The sequence below is a fragment of the Streptomyces sp. NPDC003248 genome (assembly GCF_055563235.1).
In genome coordinates, this window is sequence record NZ_JBVHDT010000003.1 from 499,803 (window position 1) to 520,338 (window position 20,536).

General features: G+C 72.8%; 16 protein-coding genes and 1 riboswitch. Of the genes, 8 read left to right on the top strand and 8 right to left on the bottom strand.

The genetic code is table 11. The annotated features are described in order from the left end of the window. Positions 1-22: 22 nt before the first annotated feature. Both ACZ3KJ_RS11105 and ACZ3KJ_RS11110 read right to left on the bottom strand, forming a co-directional pair. The gene (locus tag ACZ3KJ_RS11105) at positions 23-1,237 is read right to left on the bottom strand and encodes a LolA family protein (protein WP_467526221.1); all 1,215 of its coding nucleotides are present in this window, start codon (positions 1,235-1,237) and stop codon (positions 23-25) included. A 222-nt stretch (positions 1,238-1,459) separates the two neighbouring features. Beyond that, positions 1,460-2,470, bottom strand: a complete 1,011-nt coding sequence (locus ACZ3KJ_RS11110; protein WP_467526222.1) for a polyprenyl synthetase family protein — start codon at positions 2,468-2,470, stop codon at positions 1,460-1,462. A gap of 907 nt (positions 2,471-3,377) precedes the next feature. Further along, positions 3,378-3,557: riboswitch (cyclic di-AMP (ydaO/yuaA leader) on the top strand. Positions 3,558-3,562: 5 nt separating this feature from the next. On the opposite strand from ACZ3KJ_RS11110, the gene ACZ3KJ_RS11115 reads away from it, so the two are divergent. Continuing rightward, positions 3,563-4,048, top strand: coding sequence for a transglycosylase SLT domain-containing protein (locus tag ACZ3KJ_RS11115; protein ID WP_467526223.1), 486 nt, complete (start codon positions 3,563-3,565; stop codon positions 4,046-4,048). Positions 4,049-4,106: 58 nt separating this feature from the next. On the opposite strand, the gene ACZ3KJ_RS11120 is transcribed toward ACZ3KJ_RS11115, so the two are convergent. After that, entirely contained in the window at positions 4,107-4,934 is an 828-nt protein-coding gene (locus ACZ3KJ_RS11120; RefSeq protein WP_467526224.1) for an HAD family hydrolase, read from the bottom strand. 248 nt (positions 4,935-5,182) lie between these two features. Here ACZ3KJ_RS11120 and ACZ3KJ_RS11125 point away from each other — a divergent pair, with 248 nt between their 5' ends. From ACZ3KJ_RS11125 to ACZ3KJ_RS11135, 3 genes are all read left to right on the top strand, one after another. Continuing rightward, a complete protein-coding gene (locus ACZ3KJ_RS11125) occupies positions 5,183-6,256 on the top strand; it encodes a GNAT family N-acetyltransferase (RefSeq protein WP_467526225.1) in 1,074 nt (357 codons plus the stop codon). Positions 6,257-6,406: 150 nt separating this feature from the next. After that, complete coding sequence (locus ACZ3KJ_RS11130; RefSeq protein ID WP_467526226.1) at positions 6,407-7,741, top strand: glycosyltransferase family 2 protein; 1,335 nt, start codon at positions 6,407-6,409, stop codon at positions 7,739-7,741. A 203-nt stretch (positions 7,742-7,944) separates the two neighbouring features. Further along, positions 7,945-8,721 (top strand): polysaccharide deacetylase family protein, encoded by a 777-nt coding sequence (locus ACZ3KJ_RS11135; RefSeq protein WP_467526227.1) that lies wholly within the window; start codon positions 7,945-7,947, stop codon positions 8,719-8,721. A gap of 43 nt (positions 8,722-8,764) precedes the next feature. On the opposite strand, the gene ACZ3KJ_RS11140 is transcribed toward ACZ3KJ_RS11135, so the two are convergent. The 5 genes from ACZ3KJ_RS11140 to ACZ3KJ_RS11160 form a co-directional block, all read right to left on the bottom strand. Continuing rightward, positions 8,765-9,946, bottom strand: coding sequence for a glycosyl hydrolase (locus ACZ3KJ_RS11140; RefSeq protein WP_467526228.1), 1,182 nt, complete (start codon positions 9,944-9,946; stop codon positions 8,765-8,767). After that, positions 9,943-10,368, bottom strand: coding sequence for a hypothetical protein (locus ACZ3KJ_RS11145; protein WP_389513108.1), 426 nt, complete (start codon positions 10,366-10,368; stop codon positions 9,943-9,945). Before ACZ3KJ_RS11145 ends, ACZ3KJ_RS11140 begins: the two co-directional genes overlap by 4 nt. Beyond that, the gene (locus ACZ3KJ_RS11150) at positions 10,365-12,317 is read right to left on the bottom strand and encodes a glycosyltransferase (RefSeq protein WP_467526229.1); all 1,953 of its coding nucleotides are present in this window, start codon (positions 12,315-12,317) and stop codon (positions 10,365-10,367) included. Before ACZ3KJ_RS11150 ends, ACZ3KJ_RS11145 begins: the two co-directional genes overlap by 4 nt. A 209-nt stretch (positions 12,318-12,526) precedes the next feature. Next, a complete protein-coding gene (locus tag ACZ3KJ_RS11155; RefSeq protein WP_467526230.1) occupies positions 12,527-14,875 on the bottom strand; it encodes a lipopolysaccharide biosynthesis protein in 2,349 nt (782 codons plus the stop codon). 199 nt (positions 14,876-15,074) lie between these two features. Beyond that, positions 15,075-16,520, bottom strand: a complete 1,446-nt coding sequence (locus tag ACZ3KJ_RS11160) for a DegT/DnrJ/EryC1/StrS family aminotransferase (protein WP_467526231.1) — start codon at positions 16,518-16,520, stop codon at positions 15,075-15,077. 412 nt (positions 16,521-16,932) lie between these two features. Here ACZ3KJ_RS11160 and fahA point away from each other — a divergent pair, with 412 nt between their 5' ends. From fahA to ACZ3KJ_RS11180, 4 genes are all read left to right on the top strand, one after another. Continuing rightward, entirely contained in the window at positions 16,933-18,144 is a 1,212-nt protein-coding gene (gene fahA, locus ACZ3KJ_RS11165; RefSeq protein ID WP_467526367.1) for a fumarylacetoacetase, read from the top strand. A gap of 155 nt (positions 18,145-18,299) precedes the next feature. Beyond that, entirely contained in the window at positions 18,300-19,238 is a 939-nt protein-coding gene (locus tag ACZ3KJ_RS11170; RefSeq protein WP_467526232.1) for a M56 family metallopeptidase, read from the top strand. A gap of 158 nt (positions 19,239-19,396) precedes the next feature. Continuing rightward, positions 19,397-20,185: a GntR family transcriptional regulator gene (locus ACZ3KJ_RS11175; protein WP_467526233.1), complete on the top strand. Its 789-nt coding sequence runs from the start codon at positions 19,397-19,399 to the stop codon at positions 20,183-20,185. 121 nt (positions 20,186-20,306) lie between these two features. Beyond that, complete coding sequence (locus ACZ3KJ_RS11180; RefSeq protein ID WP_030790138.1) at positions 20,307-20,534, top strand: 4Fe-4S dicluster domain-containing protein; 228 nt, start codon at positions 20,307-20,309, stop codon at positions 20,532-20,534. The last annotated feature ends 2 nt before the right edge of the window (positions 20,535-20,536 follow it).

Here is a 20,536-nt window from a genome sequence, read left to right on the forward strand (position 1 = left end):
CTCACCGGGCCGAGCCGGCCGCTCACCGGGCCGAATCGGCCGCCTTGACCAGGGCGTCCTTGGTGACGGCACCGACGTAGATCTTGCCGTCGTCCGTGACCAGGGCGTTGATCAGACGGGTGGAGAAGACGGTCCCGGAGCCGAACTTGCCGGTGACCTTGTCGCCGAAGGAGCCCAGGAAGCCGCCGAGTGCGCCCGCGTCGGACAGGTCCCCGGCGGAGGCGGCACCCGTGCCGCCGGTGTCGAAGGTGGCCACGGACGTCCAGCCGTCGCCGAGGACGTCGAGGCCGGCCAGGTCCTCGCCCAGTTCCTCCTCGGAGCGGACGCCGGAGTCCTCGGGCACCTCGGCCGGGTCGGCGGCCTCCCCCTCGGTCACCTTCGCGCCCTCGGGCGGGGTGAACTCGAAGGTGGAGGCGGCCGGCCGGGCGAAGCTGACCTGGGTGAAGCCGGCGTCCACGACGGCCGCGCCGCCCCCGCTCGGGGTGAGCGTGAACTTCAGCGGCAGCCCGGTCTCCGCGTCCACGGCCACACTGATCGCGCCGACGGTCGAGCCGGACTGCTTCGGCTTGACGACCAGCTTGTAGGCGTCGCGGCCGGCGACCTGGGCGGTCCCGTCGACGGTGACCGAGGTGGTGTCGTCCACCGCCTTCAGGGCTTCCTCGGTGAGCTGCCCGGGGGTGGCGGGCACGGGCGTGCCGTCGTCCTTCGCGTTCTTCTCGACGGTGGAGTGGTAGACCTCGTCGGAGGCGCTGTCGTACGCCCACACGTCCGTGCCGTTGTGGATGACGCTGTACTCGGCGGCGTTCTCCAGGAGGGAGAGCTTCTGCCGGTCCGGGCCGTCGGCGGCGACACGCAGGGTGTGCGTTCCGGAGGCGAGTTCGGTGAGCTTGGCCGAGGGGTCGGCGGACGAGCCGCCGCTCTCCCCGGCGGCCCCGGAGAGCAGCCCGCTCTCCAGGCCGCCCAGGTCGGGCAGGCCCAGATCGGTGCTGATCTTCACGGTGCCGGAGAGCTGCTGCACGTCGGACGCGGCGATCTTCTCCATGAGCTGCTGCGCGCTGATCTTCGGCAGGTCGGGGTCGCCCGAGTCGGCCAACGCCGGGACCAGCCCGATCGTCGCCGCCGCGACACCCGCCACGGTGACCGGAACGACGTACCGCACGGCCTTGCGCCGTCCGACGCGCGGGTCGTCGTCGGTCTCCCCGGCGCGCGTGCTGTCGTCGGATGCGTACGGTGCCATGTGTGCCTTACCTCCGTCGTCGGCGGCGGCTGGTCATGTCGGGAAGGACCCCACCTCAAGCCGCCATTCTCACCCGAATCGGTGAGGGTTGGGGTTTTCCGTGGTCTCCATCTGACCAAATCGGCCCACCACATACGTCAACCCGAGGACTCAACTCCGCCTACGCCTGCGGTATGACACGGGGGCGGGTGACCGACGATCACCCGTAGGGGACGGGGCACCTCACCCGGCCCGGTGCACCACCGCGTCGCACAGCTCCATCAGCGCCTTCTTGGCCCCGCACTCCCGCAGCGGCGCCAGCACGGCCCGCGCCTCCTTCGCGTACCGCACGGTGTCCGCGCGGGCCTGCTCCAGCGCGGGGTGGGCGCGCAGGGCGGCCAGTGCCTCCGCGTGCCGTGCGTCGTCGCTCAGGTCGGAGTCCAACAGCTCGCAGAGCGCCACGTCCTCGGGCAGCGCCAGGCGCTCCGCCCGCTCCCGCAGCCGCAGCACGGGCAGCGTCGGGATTCCTTCCCGCAGGTCCGTGCCCGGCGTCTTGCCCGACTCGTGGGAGTCCGAGGCGATGTCCAGGACGTCGTCCGCGAGCTGGAAGGCGACTCCCAGCCGCTCGCCGTACTGCGTCAGCACGTCCACGACCGTCTCGTCGGCGCCCGACATCATCGCGCCGAACCGGCACGAGACGGCCACCAGCGAGCCGGTCTTGCCGCCCAGCACGTCGAGGTAGTGCTCGACCGGGTCCCGCCCGTCCGTCGGCCCCGCCGTCTCCAGGATCTGCCCGGTGACCAGCCGCTCGAACGCCTCCGCCTGCACCCGGACCGCCTCGGGCCCGAGGTCGGCGAGGATGTGCGAGGCCCGGGCGAAGAGGAAGTCCCCGGTGAGGACGGCGACCGAGTTCCCCCAGCGCGTGTTCGCGCTCGGCACCCCGCGCCGTACGGTCGCCTCGTCCATCACGTCGTCGTGGTACAGCGTGGCCAGGTGGGTGAGCTCCACCACCACGGCCGACGGCACGATCCCCGGCGCGTACGGGTCGCCGAACTGCGCCGCGAGCATCACGAGCAGGGGCCGGAACCGCTTTCCGCCCGCCCGTACCAGGTGCTGGGCGGCTCCCGTGATGAAGGGAACCTCGCTCTTGGTGGCCTCGAGCAAGCCTTCCTCGACAGCCGTCAATCCGGCCTGGACATCGGCTTCCAGAGCCTGGTCCCGCACGCTCAGCCCGAACGGCCCGACGACGGTCACGAGGGGTCTCCTGTCTGCTGGTGTCTACTGGCGGTTACACGGTTTGTCGATAGGTCGCTGCCATCACTCGAGTCAGCGTATCCGGTCACGTTTCGATCACTGATAAGCCCCCACGTCCCCCGGCCCCCCACGTCGCTCGACCGGGAGACGACGAGAGGAGCCCGGTTGAGCCCGGGCGGCTTCCGATCACGACCGGTATGTTTCCGATCAGCCGATACGAACGGACATTTATCGACTGACCGGGAAGCAGTGATTCATGTCCTGCGCGGAGGCGGACGTCGAATCCGCCGACCGGCCCCCTCCGCGCGACGACGCCGTCCCGGGCCCCCGCTCCCCCGGTCGGCCCGGGGCCTGCTCGCCCTCCGCGGTCAGCTCGCCCTCCGCGGTCAGCTCGCCCTCTGCGGCCCGCACCCGACCGGCCGCCCTCACCCGACCGGGAGCCTTCACCCGACCGGACGAAGGCGCACCCCGTGATCGACGCCGACGACCGTCAGGGGCGCCCTCGGCGGCGGCCGGCGTCCCCGCTGCCGGTGGCGCCGGCGTCCCTGCCTGCGCCGGTCAGCCTGACGGAGAGGCCGGGCCGCGACCGGGCAGTTCCCGCCCCTCCACAACACGCCCTATTCCAAGGGACTTAGGGCTCATTGTCCGTTTAACCCCTATTGCGCCGACGGGTGAGTTGGCTCACTCCCCACCCCCACCCCGCCCCCCGCACCGAACTCTGTGACTCCGCTTTGCGCCAAGCCAGTTGACGTTTCACGACAGCAAAGGATCAAGCACCCCATACCGCGCGGATCATGGTCAATAGGGGTGTGGTGTGATTCCGCCACTTGTTCCGGACATGTGCTCTCGCATACGTTCCCGCCACAAGTCGGGCGGACGCCGAATCCTGCCGCCGCCCTTCACCACCCATCGACGAACACTCACGCACGGCAGGAGCGGGGGACCCAGGTAGAACGCCGGGCCGTACGTCACGCACGTAACGGCCCCGGCTAGGGGTGAAGTCGTGCCGCCGTACCCGTACGGCGGCCGGCCGGGCACCTCCCCGCCCGAACCCGACAGCTCACCCCGCAGGCGCCGGAGAGGAATTCCGCCATGTCTGCTGCCGCCCAGCCCCGCCGCACCCGCCTCGCCCGCACCGTCGCCGCCGTCTGCACCGGCGCCGCCGTGCTCTCCCTTCCGTTCATGGCCGCCACGAGCGCCTCCGCCGCCACCACGACGTCGGTCACCACGACGTCGGCCACCACGGTCGCCGGGTACCCCGACAACCTCGACGGCTGGATCCGCGAGTCCCTCGCGATCATGGCCGAGCGCGGCATCCCCGGCACGTACAACGGCATCCACCGCAACATCCTCCGCGAGTCGTCGGGCAACCCGAAGGCCATCAACCTCTGGGACTCCAACGCGGCCAAGGGCACCCCGTCCAAGGGGCTGCTCCAGGTCATCGACCCGACCTTCGCCGCGTACCACGTGCCCGGCACCTCGTACGACCCGTACGACCCGGTCGCCAACATCACCGCCGCCTGCAACTACGCGGCCGCGCGCTACGGCTCCATCGACAACGTGTTCGGCGCGTACTGACCTGCGCCGAGGCGCAGGACAGGCCGGCTCCCGCGGGACACACCCCGCGGGACTCGCCCTAGGGGAAGAGTCGTTCGAGGACGACGGCCACGCCGTCGTCCTCGTTCGACGTCGTCACCTCGTCGGCCACCGCCTTCAGCTCGGGGTGGGCGTTGGCCATCGCGACACCGCGCGCCGCCCAGTCGAACATCGGGATGTCGTTGGGCATGTCACCGAAGGCCAGCGTGTCCTCGGGCCTCAGCCCGAGGTGTTCGGCGGCCAGCGCCAGCCCCGTCGCCTTGGTGATGCCGCACGGCTGGAGCTCCACCGTGCCCGGCCCGGACATGGTGACGGTCGCGAGCGAACCGACCACCGAGCGGGCCGTCGCCGCCAACTCGTCGTCGGACAGGGCGGGGTGGCGCAGCAGCACCTTGCTGATGGGCTCGCACCACAGGTCGTCGCGCGACCCGACGCGCAGGGCCGGCAGGGTCGGGTGGGGCATCCGGTAGCCCGGCTCGATGAGCGTCAGCCCGTCGACGCCGTCCTGGTCGACGGCCGCGTACACCTCGCCGACCTCGGCCTCGATCTTCCCGAGCGCGGTCTCCGCCAGGTCCCGGTCCAGGGTGACCGACCACAGCAGGCGGTCCGCGCCGGCGTCGTACACCTGTGCACCCTGGCCGCACACCGCGAGTCCCCGGCTGTGCAGGCTCGCCAGCAGCGGCCGGACCCGGGGTGCCGGGCGGCCCGTCACCACCAGGTGGCGGGCGCCGGCGGCCGCCACCCGCGCGAGCGCGTCGAGGGACCGGTCGGAGAAGGTGTCGTCGCCGCGGAGCAGCGTTCCGTCCAGGTCGGTGGCGATGAGGGAGTACGCGGCGCAGCGCGCGGCATCTGCGAAGGGGGCGGCCATGATCAGAGAATACGGATCCCCGCCCTCCCCAACTCACCGTCCCTTCCGGCCGATCCGCGGCGCAACGGGGAGAGGCGGCCGGAAACGGCTTTCACACGCAACGCCGGGTACAGGGCGGTTAAAGGCCTCTGCACCGATTGGCAACAACATGCTCCGCTGCCTACCGCCCGAACTACCTGGAGCGGTACCGTCCAAGGGTCCAGGGGGGACTTGATCGGGGGGTCAGGTTGAGCAGTGGACGTGTTCGTGTGCTCGGGCCCGAGGAGCTCGGCGAGGGGGAGCGGGAGCGGTGGCGCGCGCTGCGCGCCGCGTCCGCGGTCCCGCGCAATCCGTTCATGGAACCGGAGTTCACCGACGCCGTGGGCCGGGTGCGGCCCCGCGCGCGGGTGGCGGTGGTGTACGAGGGGCGTGAGCCGGTCGGTTTCCTGCCCCACGAGCGGGGCCGGCTCGGCCGGGGCCAGGCCCTCGCGTACGGCGTGTCGGACGCCCAGGGAGCCGTGCTGAGCCCGGGCCTCGGGCTGAACGCGGACGAACTGATGCGGGCCTGCTCCCTGTCGAGCTTCGCCTTCGACAACCTGGAGGCGGAACAGGGGCTGTTCCTGCCGCAGGTGGCCGCCGAGTACGCCTCCTACGTCATCGACGTGGAGAAGGGGTACGAGACCTACGAGTCCGTGCTGCGCGCGCAGTCGCCTAAGTTCCTGAAGACGACGCTCGCGAAGGAGCGCAGGCTGGGCCGCCAGGCCGGGCCGCTGCGGTTCGTGTTCGACGAGCGCGACCCGGCCGCGCTGCGCACGCTCATGGCGTGGAAGTCGGCGCAGTACCGCAGGACCGGCCGCCGGGACCGGTTCGCGCAGGAGTGGATCACCCGGCTGGTGGACGCCCTCGCCGAGACGCGCGCCCCGGAGTGCTCCGGCACGCTGTCCGTGCTCTACGCCGGTGAGCGGCCCGTCGCCGCGCACTTCGGACTGCGTTCAACAACCGTCCTGGCCTGCTGGTTCCCGGCCTACGACCCGGAGTTCGCGAAGTTCTCGCCGGGGCTGGTGCTGCATCTGCGGATGGCCGAGGCGTCGGCCGCGGAGGGCGTCGGCCTGCTCGATCTGGGGCGGGGCGCGGCCGAGTACAAGGACTCGCTGAAGACGGGCGAACTGCCCGTGTACGAAGGCGCGTGGACGCGTCCGGGGGTGGGCGCCGCGCTGCACTGGCTCAGCCGTGAGCCCTCCCGTCGTGCGCACCACTTCGTACGGGCCCGGCCGAGGCTGGCGGCGACGGCGGCGCGGGCGCTGAAGGGCGCGGGGCGGTTGCGGCAGTTGCGGCGATCGTGACGGGCGGGGCGGACGCCGGTTCAGCGCGGGGCCGACGCCGGTCCGGCGCGGGCCGTACGCCGGTTCGGCGCGCCCCTCGCGTGCGGTGCAGGTGCCCGTGAGGGCAGGGGACTTCATGGCAGGGGAAGGCTCATGAGAGCAGGGGGGTTCATGTCCCGCGCACACGTGGAGCAGGAGATCCGGCGGTTCCTCGCCATCGGGCCGGTGCAGGTCGCCGAGCTGGACCTGGAGGGCCCCGGGGCCACCCTCAGACCCGGTCCCGGCAGCCCTCCCGTCACCCACGGCGAGGTGTTCCTGCTGGTCAGGAGGGACGGCCGACCGGTCGGCACGCTCCTGGGACGGGTCCCGGAGGGCGCCGACCCGAAGACGGTCCTGGCCGGCCTGGCCCGGGAGCGGATCGTCCCGGAGCACATGGGGAGCGGGGACGGCGCCGGGGAGAGCGAGCGGTCCGGCAGCGCGGGGGCGGCGCCTTCCGTGCCGTACACCACTGTCGTGATCGCCACCCGCGAACGTGCCGGGCAGCTCGCCCACGCGCTCGACTCGATGCTCGCCCAGGACCACCCCGACTTCGAGATCGTCGTCGTGGACAACGCGCCCGTGACCGACACGACCCGGGACTTGATCGAACGCAAGTACGCCGAACGCGTGCGGTACGTCACCGAGCCGGTGCCCGGTCTCGCCGTCGCGCACAACCGGGGTGTCGAGGCCGCGCGCGGCGAGGTGATCGCCTTCACCGACGACGACGTGGTCGCCGACCCGCGCTGGCTGACCGAACTCACCGCGCCCTTCACCGCCGACCCCGGACTCGGCTGCGTCACCGGCCTGATCCTCCCCGCCCGGCTGCGCACCCCCGCCCAGGTGCTGCTGGAGAGCCACGGCGGCTTCGCCAAGGGCTTCACGGCCCGTACGTACGACCCGGCCGACCCGCCCGCCGACGAGCCGCTGTTCCCGTTCACGGCGGGCCGGTTCGGCTCCGGCGCCAACATGGCGTTCCGCCGCTCCGTACTGCGTGCGGTCGGCGGCTTCGACCCGGCCACCGGTGCCGGCACGCCCGCGCGCGGGGGCGACGACCTCTACGGGTTCGTCCGCGTCCTCGCCCAGGGCCACCGTCTGCGCTACGCCCCGCAGGCCCTGGTCTGGCACCACCACCGGGAGACCTGGCGGGACCTGGAGACGCAGGCATACGGCTACGGCGCCGGCCTCACCGCCTACCTCACCGCCGTCCTCGTCAACCGCCCCGGTCTCCTCCCCGCGTTCCTGGCCCGGCTGCCCCGCGGCCTCGCCCACGCCCGCGCCCTGACCGCGACCCGTGAGGCGGACACCGACGGCACCCGTACCCTCGGCGACCACGACGACCGCAGCCATCCCTGGCCGGGCCGACTGTCCCGGTTGCAGCGCCGGGGGATGGTGTACGGGCCCGTCGGCTATCTGCGGGCCCGGCGGGCTCTGCGGGCGGCGCGCGCCTCCTCCCGGGAGTCACGATGACGGGGGCCGAGGACGGCAGAAGCGGCACAGACCGTAACGGGGCCGGGGCGAGTGGCTCGGGGGCCGGGGCGGACATCCCTGGGGACACGGGCGTCCCCGGGGGCAGGACGAGTGGCTCGGGAGGCAGAGCGAACAGCCCTGGGAGCAGGGCGAACAGCTCGGGGGGCAGGGCGGGCTTCCCGGTCTCCGGGGGGAGCATCCCCGTGTTCCTCTACCACGCCGTGACGGAGGACCCGCCCGACTGGATCGCGGAGTTCACCGTCACTCCGCGGCAGTTCGCGGCGCATCTCGACGCCGTCGTGGACAGCGGCCGTACACCCGTCACGGTCAGCGCGCTCGCCGACCATCTCGCGGGGCGGGCGCCGCTGCCCGCCCGGCCGGTGCTGCTGACCTTCGACGACGGCTTCGCCGACCTGCCGGGGCCGACCGCCGAGACGCTGGCCGGGCGGGGCCTGTCCGCCACCGCCTATCTGACCACCGGCGCCATCGCTCCGGGCGGCCGCAGTCTCCTGCCGCCCGCCCCGATGATGCGCCTGGAGCAGGCGGCGGAGCTGGAGCGGTGCGGCATGGAGGTCGGCAGCCACACCGTCACGCACGCCCAGCTCGACACCCTGCCGCCGCGGGACCTCGTGCGTGAACTGCGCGACTCGCGGGCCGTCCTGGAGGACGCGCTCGGGCACGACGTCCGCCATCTCGCCTACCCGCACGGCTACAACAGCGGGCGGGTGCGCCGTACCGCGGCCGCCGCCGGCTACGAGACCGCCACCGCCGTACGGCACGCGCTCAGCTCCGACCGGGACGAGCGGTACCGCATCGCCCGGCTCATCGTGCGCCGCGGCCACACCGTGGCCGACGTGGAGGCCTGGCTGGCGGGCGAGGGGGCGCGGGTCGCGCCCTACCGGGACGGCGCGAAGACGGTCGCGTGGCGGTGGTACCGGCGGGCCCGCGCCATGGTGCGTGGGCCCGTGTTCGCGGGCTGAGTCCCGGTCCGTTCGGCAGGCGGTCTCCGGAGCCGCGCTCCCCTTACCCCAGGGGCTGGTTGAGATAGGGGTCGGAGACCGCCTTGCGCAGGCTGTCCCACGCCTGGTCGTCGGCCAGCGCCAGATCGCAGTGCGGGCCGGGGTCGCGGTAGTTCCACTGGAGCGCCGCCTTGACCCCCGTCAGTCCCTTGAGGACCGACGGCACCTGCGCGTACCACTCGGCCTGGCGGCCCGGGCGGGACGGGTCGTTCGCGGTGCCGAACTCGGACAGCATCAGCGGCTTGTCGTCGGAGATGTTCTCGCGGATCCAGTCGTGCGTGGCCTGCTGGGTCTGGGCGAAGGACAGCCAGCCCGCCTGGTGACAGCGGAAGTAGTTGTACTGGTTGTAGGCGACCCAGTCGACGTAGTCGTCGCCGGGGTACATCCGTTTGATCACGTCGGCGTGTTCCAGGTAGCCGGTGGTGATCCAGGTCCACACCACGTTGGTCACCCCCAGGGTCCGGAACCGGTCGTGGATGTGCCGGTAGGCCCGGACGTAGTCCTCCGGGGTGCCGTTGGCCGGGGTGCGGGTGTCCATCTCCAGGTCGAAGGAGAGGAACACCTTCTTGCCGAACTCCTTGACGCGCCTGGCCTGGACGTCGATGACGGACGCGTCGAGGTCGCCGTCGGCTATCTGCTTCCAGGTGGGCTGCTGGGCGTCGGTGCCGCCCCACCACTTGCTCTCCCAGGACAGCAGCAGCAGGTGGTCGGCGGCGGCGACCCGCCGCTCCTCCGCCGTGAGCAACTGGCCCTCCAGCCGGTCGCCTTCGACGAGGGACATGTCGTGGTACGTGTACACGATGTCGAGGGTGCGGCCGACGCGTTCCTCGTAGTCGCGGACCTTCTCGGAGAGATTGCTCTTGTCGTGCGGCACGAACGCGCCGAACCAGGCGCCGCAGGGCGGTTCCAGCAGCGCCGTCGGGGCGCACTCCCCGCCGACGGCCGAGGGCCGGGACCCGGAAGCCTGGTCCCGGTCGGAGCCGGCGTCCCACGGTCCGGAGGCGTCACGCAGGACCAGGCAGGCGGTCAGGACGGCGCACAGGGCCGTGGCGACCCCGAGCAGGAGGAGGTAGCGGGGGCGGGGGGCGGGGAAGCGGCGCGGACGCCGGTGTCGGTGGCGGTGGCGGTGTGGACGGCGGCCGTCACCGGACGGACGGCCGTCACCTGAAGGGTGGGGCGACCTCACAGAGCAGAACCCTTCCCAGTCCTCGGCGGGGAGGCGCGCAGCCGCGGGCAGAACGCGGCGACCGTGGTCAGCAGCGTGAGCGTGAGCAGGACGCGCTGCGCGCTGAAGGCGTGTGTGGCGATGAAGACCGTCGCGGCGAGCAGCACGACGGCCACGCTCACGAACACGGTCAGCATCAGCCGTTCCAGCAGGTCGGAGTGGTGTTCGAAGGTGGGGTCCCGGAGCTCGACCGGCCCGGCGGCGGGGGCCGTGGCCAGCGCGGGCCCGCAGATTCTGAGCAGGGCGGCGCCCGGGCCCGCCGCCAGGAAGGCGATCATCGCGGCGCCCCTGAGCGGGGAGCCGCCGGGCAGCGCGAGGGCGGACAGGGCGAGCCAGCCGCCGAACGGGGGCAGCATCCGGACGACGAGTTCCTGCGGGGTCACCGGCCCGCCTCCTTCAGCGCGTACGCCGTCCCGGCGTCGTTGGCGGCCACCCGCTCGAACAGGGGTGACGTGGCGATCGACTCCTCGATGCGGTCCAGTTGCCCCTCGGTGAGGAACCCGTTCATCTCGGCGTCCGCGAACTGGCCGCGGGTGAGGAGGAGATAGGCGCGGCCTGGCGATTCCACGGCGGACATGTCACGGGCCAGGGTGGCGGACGGGTCGCGCACGATCCGGTCCACGTGCTCGCGGGAGTCGTCGAGGAACCAGTAGTGGTCCACTCTCCAGTACTGGTCGAAGGCGAGCGGATAGTTGCGGTCGGCCGCGACGACCAGGGAGCCGTCCGGCGCCTGGTCGAACACCTGCCGGACCAGGTCCACTTCTGCGGGCGGGAAGTAGCTGATGCGGTCCTTGCCGGAGTAGCTCGGTACGAAGGCGAGCGTGCCGGCGAGGAGGGCGAGCAGCGGCAGCCAGACGTAGCGGCGGGATTCGCGCCGCTCACCCAGGTCCCGGCCACGGCCCTGGCTCTGGCTCTGGCTTTGGTTTTGGCTCTGGCTCTGGCTTTGGCTTTGGCTTTGGCTTTGGCTCTGGCTTTGGCTTTGGCTTTGGATCTGAATCTGGCCCTGGATCGGGCCGGGGCCGGAACCGTGGCCGGAGTCGTGGCCTGGGCCGGCCTGTCGGCTGTTCTCGGTCGCCGTCAGGGTGCGCACCTGCGGCAGCAGCGCCGCCGCGGCGAAGAAGGCGGCGCCGGGCAGCATGAACATCAGCACCCGGAAGATCATCTCGCTGCCGTAGCTGCTGGCGCCGAGCATCGGCAGCGGTGCGGCGGCGAGCAGCAGCAGCGGCATCGCGCGGTGGCGCAGCACCGGCTGGCGCAGCACGCCCACGACGGCGAGCAGCAGCACCGACGCCGACAGCAGCCGGGCCGCCCAGGAGGTCGTCACCGCGCCCGTGCCGGTCGGGGTGGCGCCGTAACCGGTGGAGACGTTGCCCCCGATGTCGCCGATCGAGCGGATCATCTCGGGCATCGTCGCCGAGAGGAAGGGCAGCGCGGCCGTCAGGCACCAGGCGAGGAAGATCACCACGGTGGTGATCAGCGGAACCTTGTCCCGGTAGTGGCGGACGAGGAACAGGGCGGCCAGCGAGACGATCAGCATGCCCGGGGTGAGCTGGTGCGAGATGACGACGGCGACGACCAGCAGGGTCAGCAGCACCGTCCACACCGCCTGACGCTGCTGCGCCACCGTCCGGCCGGGACGGCCGTAGCGGCGCAGGACGACGGCGAGCACACCGAGATGCAGGGCGAAGGTCACGGACTGCGGGGAGAAGTAGTCCTGGCCCACCCAGTTCGCGACGTAGAAGAGCCAGACCGCGGTCCAGATCAGGCGCCGGTCCTCGGTGAACGTGCGGTAGAGCAGCAGCAGCGGAAGCAGCAGCATCAGGCTGGAGACCAGCGGCCACCAGGCCATGAACTGCGCGGCGGAGTCCACGCCGAGCAGCTTGACCAGCGTGGCCTGTGCGGCGAAGAAGCCGGGCCACTGGTCGTAGACGGCCAGGTCGCCGAGGACGTCCTCGCTCTGCAGCCGGCCGGCCGTCAGCAGGTGGTCGATGATCGCGTCGTGCTTCCACGCCCACGCGTACAGCGGCGTCGGGTAGAGCACGGTTTGGGTGGCGCGCTCCATCACCAGCAGACCGAGCACGTACGCCGGTGCCCAGGCGGGGTGGCGGCGCGGGCCGCGCACGGTGAGCCAGAAGCCGGCGGCGAGTACGACCAGCCCCGCCCAGAACGTGGGGTGCACCGCGGTGACCAGGCCGAAGTCGTCCAGGTCGGAGACATCGGTGTGGGTCACCGCCCAGACCCACAGCGCGAGGGCGACGAGCAGGGCGACACCCGGATGGAACGCGGTGTTCCACCAGGGGCGGGCGGGAGGGAGGTCGGAGAGGTCGCTCACGGGCTCACCGGGCTCACCACGTACCGGAGCGACGACATCCGGAACGGTCGCGGTCGCTGTTGCGGTCGCGGTTGCCGAGGCGGGCTCCGGCTGGGACGCGGCGGCCTCGCCGGTTCCCGTACCCGGTACGGGCTCCGGTTCGGATCTGCCCCGTGGAGTGGTTGGCGGACGCACGACGGTTCCCCCCTGGCGTTCGGCTCTGAGCTAGATCAGTCGTTGGACGGGTCTCGGTTCCGGTCGGTGGGACGGGTGTGCACGGGCGGTCGGGTCGGACGGGTGCTGTCGGACGGTGGCTCGGCCCAGCGGACGGACAGGAGCAGGACGAGCAGGAACAGCAGCAGGAGCAGCGGCGGTGCGACGGGTGCGAGCGCTTCTCTCCCCGCCCAGCCCCCCACGGCGGTGAGATAGACGATCCCCCAGCGCGCCGCCCACGGCAGCCACCCGCCCAGCCGGTCACCGAAGCGGTCGCCCACCCGGTCGAGCAGCAGCCACAGGAGGACCAGGCACAGCAACTGGCAGACGGGCGGCACCCAGCGCAGCAGCGGTTCGGGCCCGGGCAGGGCCAGTGTCTCGGCGAAGAAGGCAGCCGTTTCCCGGTAGAACGTCCCACCCACTGCCCTGGGTTCCCGGCCGAGGGCGACGGGAACGGAGTACAGGGCGAGCGCGATCACACCCAGGGTGGTCCCGGGAAGCCAGGTGTCGCGCCGCACGCTCAGGGTCACGGCGGCCACGAACAGCACGAACAGCAGGAGCCCGGCGACGATCGCCGCGGCGGGCAGCCGGCCGAGCATCCCGGCCCCGCTCATCGGCGCGGCCAGACCGACGTCGATCCAGCCGCCGAGCCACGGCAGGTGCCGCAGCGCCGTCCAGTAGGCGACGGCGGTGGCAGCGAGCAGGCTCCATAGCCCGGCACGCAGCCACCGCTGGCCGCGCTCGGACCAGATGCCGTCGCCCTCGTAGCCGGGCTCCGGCGCGCGTGCCGCCCCGGTGCTCCCGGTGCTCCCGGTGCTCCGGGCGGGCTCGGCAGGCTCGGTGCTCCCGGCGGCTCCCTGGCGGGACCGGACGATCACGGCGAGCGTGTCCGCCTCCAGCGCTTCCCGCTCGTAGCCGGGGCGTCCTATGAACAGCGCGACGGTGTCCTCGTCGGAGACTCCGCGGTCGTACGCCGCCCGGCGCGCCCAGCTCGTTCCGTATCCGGCCGTGGCGTTCAGCCGGGCGGGCCGGGCGGCGTCCCCGACGGGTCCGTCGACCGGGGCCAGGGCGGGAGCGGCCCGGTCGGCGAGGAGCACGGACGAACCGGCGGCGACGGGTACGGGCGGGCGCAGCGCGGCACGCAGGCCGATCACCGAGACGACGGCGATCAGCGACATGCTCAGCAGCACCGCCCAGCCCGCGCCGGCGATGCCGGCCGGGGTGAACAGCACGGCCGCGCTGCCCAGCACCAACGTGCACATGGCGCCCTGGAGCGCGGCCAGCACACCGGTGCGGCCCTGCACGCGCAGCACTCCGATGTACAGCTCCACCACGACCCGCGGCAGCGCCCCGGCGGCCAGCAGCCGCAGCACGGTGGTGCCGTGCTCGGCGTAGTCCGCGTTGAACGGCAGCAGGATCTGCGGCGCGAACACCACCAGGACGAGCACCACCGGCACGAGCAGCAACGTCATGCGGCGCAGTGCCCCGCGCACGCCGTCGGCGAGGTGGCGCGGGTCGTGCGAGGCGTGCGCGGTGAGGGAGGAGGCCATGTTGATGGCCATGAACTCCATCGTCCCGCCGACGGTGTACGCCACGTAGAAGTAGCCGTTCTCGGCGGCGCTGAAGCGGACCGCGACCATCACCGGCAGCAGGTTGATCATCGCCAGGCTGAACAGCGCGCCCAGTGAGTCGCCCGCCAGGAAACGGCCCATCTCCTTCAGCCGGGGCGGCTCCAGGTCGCGGTCGACGGCGGCTTGGCGCGGGATGAGTCTGCGGAAGATCAGCCAGCCGAGCGGCAGCGTCGAGAACGCGATGGCGACGGCCCAGGACACGAAGATGCCGAGCACCGGCAGCGCGCCGGCGAACACGACCAGCAGGACGAGCTTGCCGAGGGAGAACACCGCGTTGCCGACCGGCACCCATCCCGATCTGCGCAGTCCGGTCAGCACGCCGTCCTGGAGGGTGAGCAGTGCCCACGCCACGCAGGCGACGACGAACGCCGCCCCCGCGAACGGAGTACCGAGCGGCGCATACGACGCCCCCCACAGGTCGAGGGTGAGCAGGAAGACCGCCGCGGCGATCGCCACGACCACCGAACTCGCCGCGTAAGCCCGCCACACGAGGGAGCCCGTCGCCCGTCCCGCGCGGGGAACGAAACGGACGACGGCGCCGATCATCGTCGTCGCCGTGATGCTGGCGAGCAGCCGCATGGCGGCGATCGCCGCGGAGCCCTGCCCGACGGCCTCCTCGGAGTAGTAGCGGGCGGCCACCAGCCAGAACCCCAGGCCGAGCACGGCGGAGACGCCGGTGCTGAGCATGAGGAAGTAGGCGTTCCGGAACAGGGAGTCGGAGCCGTGGTCGCTCACCTCCGGCGGGGTACCGGCCACGCCCCCGGCGGGGCCCGGCCGGCCGGCGGGCGGGGCGAGGGGCTCGTGCGCCTGGCCCCCCGTCCGCCCGCCGGCCGCCGGGCCGATCCGGCTCCCGGCCTCCGCCCCGGTGTGAGTTCCGGCCTGTGTCCCGGCCTGTGTCCCTGCCTGTGTCCCTGCCTGTGTTCCGGCCCGTGTGTCAGCCACGCGTCGGCTCCAGCCCTCCCGGTGCCTCGGCCGGCCGGACGCCGGACTCCTGGAGCACGTCGACGACCCGGTGCGCCCGCAGCGGATCCACGGGCAGCGCGTGCCGCGCGAACCAGCGGGCCCCGGCGGGATCGGGCGAGGGGTCCGTGAACGCCGCCCCCGCGTAGTCGTCCAGGGGCGGGTCATAGAGATACCCGACGACGATGCCCCGCCGGGCGAGTGCCGCGATCGCGGCATCCCGGTCGGCGACGAACAGAGGCACCCGGAAGAGCGGTTGGACGTCCTGCACTCCGCCGGCCGGAGAGCCGGCCCGAGAGCCGGCCCGGGGACCGGTCGCGGCACCGCTCCGGGAGCCGGCCGCCGCACCGGTCCGAGCGCCGGTGCCGGTTCCGATGCCGTCGCCGGCACGGGTAGCGGTGCCGGTGCCGGTGTGATGGCTGGTCGGCGCGTCGGCCGGGGCCCCGGGCGGCGGCTGGGTGTCCGGCGGCGGCTGGGTGTCCGGCGGCGGCCCCGGTCTCGCCCAGGGCGTCGACCGCAGCAGCCGTGTGCCCGCCCGGCAGGCGTCCAGCACCTCGTCCAGACGGTCCAGCTTCCTTTCGATGCGGCCGAGGCGCAGCGGCCCGGAGCGCAGCCGGTAGTCGTGCATGTCGACGCGGACCCAGGAGTCGTGCGCGGTGAGGTCCGGTGCCGTGTCGACCGCCCGCGCCAGCTCGTCCGCGCGCAACGGCATCCTGATCTCCTCGCGCTCCGTCAGCCCGAGCAGCCGCATGGTGGCCCACGCGGCGCTCCGCAGCCGCAGCCCCCGCACGGCCGCCTCCGCGTACGGGCGGAGGGCGAAGGCGAGTTCGGCGCCGAGCCGCCCGGGCAGCAGCAGGTCCTCGCCGGTCTTCTCCAGGGCCTCGCGCAGACCGGGGTCGCCACACGTCAGGAAGCCCCCGGCCTTGGCCCCGACGTGCTTGGACAGGCTGAAGACGGAGGCGTCCCCCCAGGTCCCGACCGGCCGGCCGCCCACCTCGCTGCCGATGGCGTGCGCGCCGTCCTCGAACAGGGGGATCCCCTTCGCGTCGCACTTCTCCCGCAGCCGCGGCGTGTCGTCCGGATTGCCGTAGAGGTTCGTCGTGAGCACGGCGGACAGCGAGTCCCACACGTCGTCGGGCACCGCGTCGACGTCGATCGACGCGTCCAGCGGGTTCAACGGCGCCTGCACCGGCCGCAGACCGGCGGCGAGCACCACGAAGAAGATCACGTCGTCGTTGACCGGCGACATCAGCACCCGCCCACCGGGCGGGCACCAGTGGCGCAAGGCCACGAACAGCCCGAACCGGCACGACGGCACGTACACGCATTCCCGGCCGAGTCTGCCGCGCATGGTGGCTTCCAGCCGCTTCGGCCGTGCACCACGCCGCGCCGACCCGAGGCCGGCCTCCCCAATGGCCATCCGCCCCCCAGGTGTGCCAGGGGAAAGCCCCCTCCCCGAGGCCTTCCAGCACCCGCCCAGAGTCTCCCTTTTCGCACCGCTCCGTCAAGATTGCGGTCCCGCCTGTGGACAACTTCCCGTGCCCGCGTGACAGCGGAGCGCTGCGAGTCGGCCACCTCATCCCGTCACCTCCCGTGGCACTTTCGTCATCCCTTCCGTGGCGCCGCGGTGCCCCTCCCGCGAGGTCAGCCGTAACGTGTGCGACGGCCGGGCACACCCGCGCACCACCCCGCGGACCGTCGGTCGAGCACCCGCGGACACCCACACGCAGCGCCCCGGCCACGACGAACACTTGTGCGCAAAGGCGCATGCGCGGCGCACACGCGGCGCATCCACGGCGAGCACGAAAGCGAGGCAGCACCCCATGCCCCCCTTGCCCCCCTTCGGCCTTCCCGAGGGCGACCCCTTCGGCCCGCACAACCTCCCCTACGGCGCCTTCTCCCGCCCCGGCTCCGAGCAGCGGACCATCGGCGTCCGGCTCGGCGACCACGTCCTGGACGCGGGCGCGGCGGCCCGGGCCTGCGGCTCACCGCACGCCGCCCTGCTCACCCGCCCGACCCTCAACCCCCTGCTGGCGGCAGGGCGCGGCGTCTGGTCCGAGGTGCGGAACTCGCTGACGGAGTGGATCACGGACCCCTCCCGCCACGACCGCCTCGCCCCGCTCCTGCACCCCCTCTCGTCGGTGACCCTGCACCTGCCGTTCGACGTCGCCGACTACGTCGACTTCTACTCCTCCGAACACCACGCCCGGAACGCGGGCGCCATCTTCCGTCCGGACGCCGCGGACACCCTCCTGCCCAACTGGAAGCATCTGCCGGTCGGTTACCACGGCCGGGCCGGCACGGTCGTGGTCTCCGGCACGGACGTCGTCCGCCCGTCGGGCCAGCGCAAGGCACCCGCCGACACCGCCCCCGTCTTCGGCCCGTCCGCACGGCTCGACATCGAGGCCGAGGTCGGCTTCGTGGTGGGCGTGCCGTCGCGGCCCGGCCGGCCGGTCCCGCTGGCCGGTTTCCGCGAGCACGTCTTCGGGCTGTGCCTCCTCAACGACTGGTCGGCCCGCGACATCCAGGCCTGGGAGTACGTGCCGCTCGGCCCGTTCCTGGCCAAGTCCTTCGCCACGTCGGTCTCCGCGTGGATCACCCCGCTGGAGGCGCTGGAGGCGGCCCGGGTCCCGCCCCCGGAGCGCACCCATGCCCTGCTCCCCTACCTGGACGACACGTCCGCCGAACCCGCCGGTTACGACCTGCGCATCTCCGTCGCCGTCAACGGTCACATCGTCTCCGAACCCCCTTTCTCCACCATGTACTGGACGGCCGCCCAGCAGCTCGCCCATCTGACGGTCAACGGCGCCTCCGTACGCACCGGTGACCTGTACGGTTCGGGCACGGTGAGCGGACCGGCCGCACACCAGCGCGGCTCCCTGCTGGAGCTGACCTGGAACGGCCGTGACCCCTTGGAGCTGCCCGACGGCAAGCGCACGTACCTGGAGGACGGTGACGTGGTGACCCTGTCGGCCTGGGCTCCGGGGCCGGACGGTCTGCGGGTGGGCCTGGGCGAGGTGAGCGGGCGGGTTCTCGCGGGCTGACTCCGGCGCCGGTCGCCGTCATACTGGCGGCGGGCACGGTCCCCGTACCGGGCCCGCCGTACGCACGCCCTCGGGGCGGGCGCACCCGGAGCGCGCCCGTCCGGTCCGCCTTCTCCCCTCCCTGTCCCCTCCGACCAGGATCCGGAGCCCGTGGCATGACCCTCTGCCTGCTCCTGCTGAGCGCCGTCGCGCTGGCGGCCGCCGTGCCGGCCCCGCGTGCGCTGACCCGTGCCGGGTGGACCGAGCGGGAGCCGGTGGTCGCCCTGTGGGTGTGGCAGTGCCTGGTCGCCACGGTCCTGCTGTGCTGTCTGACGGCCCTGGTGCTGGGTGCCGCCGCCGTCTTCCAGACCGTCCGCGCCCAGGTCTTCGCCCCCGCCCCGCCGGCGGTGACCGAGGCGTACGACCTGTCCACCGCCCCGGTGTGGGCGACCGCCCTCACCCTGCTGCTGGCCTGCGGGGCGGCCTGGACCACCGCGATGCTCGCCCGTGAAGCGGCCGAAGCCCGCCGACGGCGCACCACGGCCCGCGCCCATCTGCGGGAGCGCGCCCCCGACCTCCCCGCGGGCCTGCCCGCGGCCCGGGGTCCGCTGCTCGTCCTGGAGGACGAGTACCCGGACGCCTGGTGGATGCCGGGCAACCCTCCCCAACTGATCGTGACCACCGGTGCCCTGCACCGCCTCACCTCCCATCAACTCGACGCGGTCCTCACCCATGAACGCGGTCACGCACGGGCCCACCACGACTGGCTGCTGCACCTGTCGACGGCCCTGGCGACGGGCTTCCCGCGCATTCCGCTGTTCGCCCACTTCTGCGACCAGACCCACCGGCTGGTCGAACTCGCCGCCGACGACACCGCGTCCCGCCGCTGCGGCCATCTGACGACGGCCCTGGCCCTGATCGAGCTGAACCAGCACCGGGGCGTCCTGTCCTGCGCGTCGAGCCGCCGGCTCCTGGGGGAACGCGTGGACCGCCTCCTCCAGCCACCCCCACGGCTGCTCCGCCGGCACCGCGCGCTGACGACGACGGTCGCCGCGCTGGTCCCGCTGCTGCCCCTCCTGATCACCTTCGCACCGGGGCTGACGGCACTGGCCTGAACACCCCGCCGACAGCCCTCGCCCGGCGCCGGACCGGGTGGCAGATCTTTCCCACAGCCACCGGAAAACAGCAGGTCAGAAGGGTTACTGCCCCATCGTCAGGTGGCGCAATACTTCAGCAACACCACTTCCTCACCCCCCTCGGTATGGTCCAGAACATGCCATCCACCGAGCGCGTCCGAGACCACGCCGGCCAGGGCGCGACCACCGTCGCCGCCCACCGCGCACGTCGCCGGCTGCGCGCGGACCAGGCCCGCCAGCTCGCCGACCTCCTGCGCCGCCAGCTCCTCACGGGCGGCTTCCCGGCCGGCACGCTGCCCCACGAGTCCGCCCTCGCCGCCGACTACCGCGCCTCCCGCAACACCGTCCGCCAGGCGCTCGACCTCCTGCGGGCGGAGGGGCTCGTGGAACGCCTGCCCGGTGTCGGCACGGTGGTCGTGGCCCAGAAGTACCCGCACGGCCTCGACCGGCTGATGGGCCTCGCGGAGACGCTGCACGAACACGGCCAGGTCACCAACGAGGTCCGCACCATGGCCCCCGTGCCCGCGCCGGCTCCGGTGGCCGACCGCCTCCATGTCCCGCCCGGCGCCGACGTCCTCTACATCGAACGTCTGCGCCGCCTGGGCGGTCTCCCCCTGTCTCTCGACCTGACCTACATCCCGCTCGACATCGGCGCCGACCTGCTCGGCGCCGACCTGGAGAACACCGACGTCTTCCGCCTCCTGGAGGCCGCCACCGGCCAACGCCTCGGGCACGCGGAGATCACCCTGGAGGCGGTGAGTGCCGACGCCCACTCCGCCGCCGTACTGGAAGCCCCGCGCGGGGCGGCCGTCCTGATGCTGGAACGCCTCACCCACCTCGCCGACGGCCGCCCCGTGGACCTGGAGTTCATCCGCTTCCGCGGCGACCGCATCTCCATGAGCGGTCTGCTGCACCGCTCCCGCTGACACCCACCGCACCGGCCCTCGCCCCCTTCGTTCCCTCGCGTCCCACCCCTTCATCGTTCGGCAGGGGCCGACCGGTTCACCGCCTCGCGGAATTTCCCACGCGATTTCCCTGGAGACAGCCATGCCCTTGGTGCCCCAGCGGGCCGACGTGCCCGTGACGATCGACGAGTCGAAGTGCATCGACGGCTGCACCCTCTGCGTGGACATGTGCCCGCTGGACTCCCTCGCCATCGACGAGAGCAACGGCAAGGCGTACATGCACGTCGACGAGTGCTGGTACTGCGGCCCGTGCGCGGCCCGCTGTCCCACCGGAGCCGTCACGGTCAACATGCCCTACCTGCTCCGGTGAAA

Bases quoted from the DNA above. Each gene is read 5' to 3' on its own strand.
- ACZ3KJ_RS11105 (WP_467526221.1), bottom strand. From the start codon at position 1,237: ATGGCACCGTACGCATCCGACGACAGCACGCGCGCCGGGGAGACCGAC.
- ACZ3KJ_RS11115 (WP_467526223.1), top strand. From the start codon at position 3,563: ATGTCTGCTGCCGCCCAGCCCCGCCGCACCCGCCTCGCCCGCACCGTC.
- ACZ3KJ_RS11120 (WP_467526224.1), bottom strand. From the start codon at position 4,934: ATGGCCGCCCCCTTCGCAGATGCCGCGCGCTGCGCCGCGTACTCCCTC.
- ACZ3KJ_RS11130 (WP_467526226.1), top strand. From the start codon at position 6,407: ATGTCCCGCGCACACGTGGAGCAGGAGATCCGGCGGTTCCTCGCCATC.
- ACZ3KJ_RS11160 (WP_467526231.1), bottom strand. From the start codon at position 16,520: ATGGCCATTGGGGAGGCCGGCCTCGGGTCGGCGCGGCGTGGTGCACGG.
- ACZ3KJ_RS11170 (WP_467526232.1), top strand. From the start codon at position 18,300: ATGACCCTCTGCCTGCTCCTGCTGAGCGCCGTCGCGCTGGCGGCCGCC.
- ACZ3KJ_RS11175 (WP_467526233.1), top strand. From the start codon at position 19,397: ATGCCATCCACCGAGCGCGTCCGAGACCACGCCGGCCAGGGCGCGACC.
- ACZ3KJ_RS11180 (WP_030790138.1), top strand. From the start codon at position 20,307: ATGCCCTTGGTGCCCCAGCGGGCCGACGTGCCCGTGACGATCGACGAG.